This is a genomic window from Asticcacaulis biprosthecium C19 (assembly GCF_000204015.1).
Taxonomy (GTDB): domain Bacteria; phylum Pseudomonadota; class Alphaproteobacteria; order Caulobacterales; family Caulobacteraceae; genus Asticcacaulis; species Asticcacaulis biprosthecius.
On the sequence record NZ_GL883078.1, the window covers coordinates 16,298 to 22,303 of the forward strand.

Below are 6,006 nucleotides of genomic sequence, written 5' to 3' on the forward strand. Positions count from 1 at the left end.
CCGCGCTCAGAAAACACATGCATTCCCGCGCACGACGCACTACTAAACCGTCATGCTCGATACGCTTTCTAGGGTCGTTATCTTCTTCGGCTTCATCGCTGCCGGCGCCGTCCTGGCCCGAACCGGCCGTCTGACCTATCAAGGCCTGGACGGCCTTTCCGCCTACTTTTACTGGCTGGGTTTTCCTTGCTGGCTGGCGGTCAGCTTCTCGCAACTGCCCCACTTCGACGGCCAACATGCGATCCTGTTTGCCGGCTATGCCGTTGCCATGATCGTGACGGCTGGTATCGTGCTGGCCATAGCTACCCTGCGCAAGGCGCCGCGCGAGCAGGCCGCCACTGCCGGCATGGCCGGTTTCATCAACAACTCTGCTTTTCTGGGCATTCCCATCGCCTTTTCGCTGTTTGGCCAGTCGGCGCGTGAGATCGGACCTTTGGTGGTCGCCGTCGACTTTCTGTTTCTGTTCAGTCTGGGCTGCGCCGCCATGGCCAAGTCCTCCGGCCACACCTTCAAGGAAGCCCTGATTCGCACGACCAAGAACCCGACAGTGATCGGCGCCCTGATCGGCATAGCCCTCCTGACGATGGGACAACGTTTCCCGCCGCCGATCGAAACCGCGCTCGATCTGCTGGGAAAATCAGGGCCACCCGTTGCCCTTGTCGCGCTGGGCGGCATGCTGGGTCTGATGGAGTGGCGAAATCTGGCCAGCTTCGATCCTCTGAGCGGCCTGGCCGTCGCGGCAAAAATCCTGCTGGCCCCGACTCTGGTCGCGCTTGTGCTCTGGCTGCTCAAGGCCGACGCAACCACCTTCAAGATCTGCGTCTTCCTGGCGGCCACGCCCACGGCCGTCAGCGTCTTCATCCAGGCCCGAATCTACCAGGTCTGGTACGAAGGCGCCGCCAAGACGGTGGCGCAATCGACTGTCTTCAGCCTGATCACCCTGTCGGTCCTGGCTTTGATCTTGACGCACATCTAGCCCCGCCCTATAAGCGCCTCATCCTTCAGGGGAGTAGCCGCGCAGTTTCCACTGCGGCTGTCCGTCAACATACTTGCCCGGCATGGGCATGGCGGCAGCATCTGTACTCAAGAAGCGTAGCGTTAGCGCGCCTTCTTGAAGATTAGGCAAGACCTGCGGTGTGTTTGGCGCCAATCGATCAGGCGGCGCCCATTCGCGCCGTATGTCATGAGCCGCCTGATCAGATCGCAAAGACCTTGGACGCCTTCCTTCATTCGACACTTTTGGTCGCCATCTCCGAGATGGGCGACAAGACGCAGATTCTCGCCCTGATTCTGGCGGCGCGCTATCGCAAATCGATCCCGATCATCTTCGGCATCCTGGTCGCCACCCTGGCGAATCACGCGCTGGCGGCCTTGGGCGGCAGCCTGCTGATGCACACCGGATTGAAAACCTGGATGCCGCTGATTCTGGCGGTATCGTTTATTGCTCTGGGCCTGTGGATTCTGATTCCTGACAAGGCAGATGACGATGAAGCCCCGAAGAAAGACTACGGCGCGTTCGTCACCACGGTCGTCGTCTTCTTTCTGGCCGAGATGGGCGACAAGACCCAGTTCGCCACCATTGCGCTCGGCGCCCAATACAGCAACCTGATTGGCGTCGTCGCCGGCTCTACGCTTGGCATGATGATCGCCAATGTCCCGGCGGTGCTGTTCGGCGACAAGATCATGAAGTGGATCCCACTGAACGCCGTCCGTTATGCCGCGAGCGCGCTGTTCGTCGGCTTCGGTTTGTGGAGCCTGCTGACCTGGTTCAAGCTGATCCCGGCCTTTTCGTAAGAAGAGGAATCCACAGATAAGCCAGATAAGTCAGATGGTTAGTGCTTTCGACATCGCTCGCGTTCCGACTCGTCCTGTCCTGTGGCGAGCAAAGCGTGTCGATAGCGGATCGAAATGACGGGTGGTAGATCTCGATACTCTTCCTTCGCGTCTTCGCGTGAAATTCCTTCCTCCAGACCTTGAGATCATCCCATTGGTCCAGGTAAATCGAGGCAGAAAAATTTCACGCGAAGACGCGAAGAAGCGTGTTCCGATGATCCACGACATCAGCCACACGCACAATTCATCTGACTTATCTGGCTTATCTGTGGACCTCACCCTTTCCAGCGGTGCCGCCGCATAGAAAGGTCCCACACGAAGACAGGCTACTTCGGTGAGGTCGACGTCCCGGCCAGGATACCGCCGTCGATATTGAATTCCGACCCGGTAATATAGGTCGCTTCATCCGACGCCAGCAGAATGGCCACAGCGGCGACCTCTTCCGGCCGGCCAAAGCGATGCAGTGGCATGGCGTCGATCATCGCCTGTTCGTCCTCGCGGCTGTCGATCATCGACTCCCACATCGGCGTACGAATCGAGGCCGGATACAGCGAGTTACAGCGGATGCCGAGGTTCTCCTGCGCGCAGTACAGGGCCACGCTCTTGCTGTGATTGCGAATCGCCGCCTTGGACGCCGCATAGGCCGACGTCTTCGGCACCCCGACCAACCCCGATCGCGACGACATGTTGATGATCGACCCACCGCGACCGGTTGCACGCATGGCAGTAATGGCGTGCTTGCAGCCCAGAAAGACACTGTCCAGATTGATCCGCATCACACGATGCCACTCATCGAGCGAGGTATGTTCCGGATCATGGTCAGCCCCGCCTTCGGTCCCGATGATCCCGGCATTGTTGACCAGCACATCCAGTCCGCCATGGTGTTCAGCAATTGCGGCCATCACCGACTGCCATTGCGCTTCGTCGGTCACGTCATGACTCAGGAAGAATCCCTTCCCGCCCAGAGAGGCCGCCGTCGCCTCGCCCTTGGCGGCATTGATGTCGCTGATGATCACCGTGGCGTCTTCTGCAGCGAAGGCGCGCGCCATGGCCGCGCCGATGCCCGACGCCGCGCCGGTGATCAGACAGACTTTCCTAGACAGACGGTTCATTGAACCTCCGAAATTTTTGGAAGACGCCTCATGTCTTTCCAAAAAGTGCATCAGGACATGTCCCGACACATTTTGGCATGAGGCTTAGATAAGCGCCTTCACCGCTTCCAGCCCGGCATCAGCCTTGCTGTCGTCCGGCGCGCCGCCCTGGGCAAAGTCCGGCTTGCCACCGGCGCCCTGGCCGCCCATGGCGATCACAGCCGCCTTGGCCAGTTCGGCCGCGTTGTAACGTCCGGTCAGGTCCGCGGTTACGGTTACCGTCACTGCCGCCTTGCCGTCCAGCTTACCGACCAGGGCGACAATGCCCGAACCGACCTGCTTGCGGAAATCCTCTGCCAGGGGACGCAGATCCTTGCCCCCAACGCCTTCGAGCACACGCGCGATCAGCTTGGTGCCATTGATCTCTTCAGGACCCGACGCCGCCCCGCCGCCACCAACGGCCAGGGCGCGCTTGGCCTCGGCCAGTTCCTTTTCCAGCCGCTTGCGCTCGGCCACCAAGGCTTCGACCCGGGCCTCAACTTGAGACACCGGCACCTTGAACTGATCGGCCAACGACCGAGCGACGCCGGCCTGTTCCAGCAGGAACTGCCGCGCAGCTTCCCCGGTAACGGCTTCGATACGGCGAACGCCGGCGGCGATACCTGATTCCGATACGATCTTGAACAGGGCGATATCGCCGGTGCGGGCGACATGGGTGCCGCCGCACAGTTCGACCGAATAGTCGCCCTGGCCGTCCAGGGCCTGGCCCAGAGCCAGAACACGAACCTCGTCGCCATACTTTTCGCCAAACAAGGCGATCGCGCCGGCCTCGATGGCAGCTTCCGGTGTCATCAGCTTGGTCGCAGCCGCAGCGTTTTGCAACACCACGGCATTGACCTCGGCTTCGATGCGCGCCAGTTCGTCAACCGTCAGCGGACCGCCGTGGCTGAAGTCGAAACGCATGCGTTCGGCGTCGACCAACTGGCCCTTCTGCGCGACGTGCGGGCCGAGAACATGGCGCAGGGCAGCGTGCACCAGGTGCGCCGCCGAGTGGTTGGAACGCGTGGTCTTGCGCTTGCCGGCATCGACATGGAGTTCGGCTTTATCGCCGACCTTGACCCGGCCTTCAGTGATTTCAATGCGATGAACGATCAGGTCGCCGGCCTGCCGCTGGGTGTCCAGCACATTGCCCTTGCCATGCAGGAAGTCGACCGTGCCGACATCACCGGCCTGGCCGCCGCCTTCCGGATAGAAGGGCGACTTTTCGAACACCATGCTGACCGTATCGCCGGTCAGGGCTTCCTCGATCGTCTCGCCATCCAGAACGATCGCCTGGACATGGCCCTGGGCCGACAAGTGGTCGTAGCCGGTAAATTCCGAGGCACCGATGGCCTCCTTGATGGCAAACCATTCGGCGGCGGTGGCCTTTTCGCCGGAGCCCGTCCAGGCATCACGGCCGCGCTGCTTCTGTGCTTCCATGGAAGCCTCGAAACCGGCGACATTAACGCTCAAACCCTTGGCCCGGACGGCGTCTTGGGTCAGGTCCAGCGGGAAGCCATAGGTGTCGTACAGCTTGAAGGCCACTTCGCCCTCCAGCATATCGCCGGATTTCAAGTCGCGAACCGCCTCGTCCAGCAGGGTCATGCCGCGGCCCAGGGTGCGGCGGAAGCGTTCTTCCTCCTGACGCAGGGTCTCAACAATGGCAGCCTCGGCGCGTTTCAGCTCGCCATAATGACCGCCCATTTCGGCCACGAGAGTTGGCGCCAAACGGTGCAGCAGCGGCTCCTGCGACCCCAGAAGGTAGGCGTGACGCATGGCGCGGCGCATGATGCGGCGCAGGACATAGCCGCGGCCTTCGTTCGACGGGGTGACACCATCGGCGATCAGGAAGGACGACGAGCGCAGGTGGTCGGCAATCACGCGGTGTGACGGCAGGCTGTCGCCTTCGGCAGCGACGCCGGTGGCTTCAACCGACGCGCTGATCAGGTTCTTGAACAGGTCGATGTCGTAATTGTTGTGCACGCCTTGCAGCACGGCCGCGACACGCTCCAGGCCCATGCCGGTGTCGATCGACGGCTTAGGCAGGTTGACGCGTGTACCGTCCGGCTGCTGGTCGAACTGCATGAACACGAGGTTCCAGATTTCGACGAAGCGGTCGCCATCTTCTTCCGGCGTGCCCGGAGGGCCGCCCCAGATATGGTCGCCGTGGTCGTAGAAGATTTCGGTACACGGACCGCACGGGCCGGTGTCCCCCATCGACCAGAAGTTATCGCTGCCGGCGATGCGGGCGATGCGGGATTCCGGCAGCCCCGCGATCTTCTTCCACAGCTCGAAAGCCTCATCGTCGTCGATATAGACGGTGGCCATCATGCGGTCGGGGTTGAGACCGTAATCCTTGGTCAGCAGGGTCCAGGCGTGCTCGATCGCATCGGCCTTGAAATAGTCGCCGAAGGAGAAATTGCCCAGCATCTCGAAGAATGTGTGGTGGCGCGCGGTATAGCCGACATTGTCGAGGTCGTTGTGCTTGCCGCCGGCGCGGACCACCTTCTGCGAGGTGGTAGCGCGCTTGTACGGCCGCGTTTCGGCGCCGGTAAAGACGTTCTTGAACTGCACCATGCCGGCATTGGTGAACATCAGGGTCGGGTCGTTCTGCGGCACCAACGACGACGATGCGACCACTTCGTGATCGTTGCGCGCGAAGTAATCGAGAAAGGTCTGACGGATCTGATTCAGGCTGGGCATGGGGGTCCGATAAGGTCTGATGCGAATATCGGCGTATATAGAGGGGAGTTCCGACAATCGCAAAGACCTTTGCGACATCAGGGACATCAAAATGAGTCTTCTGACCTGTTCCCACGTTCAACCGCGCGGATTCCTCAATTCTTATACTCCCCGTTATGCGGGGGAGCGGGGCGGCCCGTGCCGTGTCTGCTAGCGGAGCGCAGCAGGACGGGAGGGGGATTTCTTGGCGCAGGCTTGTTAGAGCGCGTTTCGATCCGGTAGATCGGATCGGCGCTCTAAGCTTTTGTTTTTACGCGCATCTTAATCCAAAAAGTGCGTCACTTTTTTTTGGGATGCGCTC

4 protein-coding genes are annotated in these 6,006 nt (G+C 61.0%); 2 read left to right on the forward strand and 2 right to left on the reverse strand.

Going from position 1 to position 6,006, the window contains the following annotated elements:
- Window positions 1-52: 52 nt before the first annotated feature.
- The gene (locus ABI_RS10810) at window positions 53-976 is read left to right on the forward strand and encodes an AEC family transporter (RefSeq protein WP_006272997.1); all 924 of its coding nucleotides are present in this window, start codon (window positions 53-55) and stop codon (window positions 974-976) included.
- A gap of 236 nt (window positions 977-1,212) precedes the next feature.
- Window positions 1,213-1,794, forward strand: coding sequence for a TMEM165/GDT1 family protein (locus tag ABI_RS10815; protein WP_040309322.1), 582 nt, complete (start codon window positions 1,213-1,215; stop codon window positions 1,792-1,794).
- Window positions 1,795-2,159: 365 nt separating this feature from the next.
- On the opposite strand, the gene ABI_RS10820 is transcribed toward ABI_RS10815, so the two are convergent.
- Complete coding sequence (locus ABI_RS10820) at window positions 2,160-2,945, reverse strand: glucose 1-dehydrogenase (RefSeq protein WP_006272999.1); 786 nt, start codon at window positions 2,943-2,945, stop codon at window positions 2,160-2,162.
- 84 nt (window positions 2,946-3,029) lie between these two features.
- The gene (gene alaS / locus ABI_RS10825; protein WP_006273000.1) at window positions 3,030-5,666 is read right to left on the reverse strand and encodes an alanine--tRNA ligase; all 2,637 of its coding nucleotides are present in this window, start codon (window positions 5,664-5,666) and stop codon (window positions 3,030-3,032) included.
- Window positions 5,667-6,006: the final 340 nt, after the last annotated feature.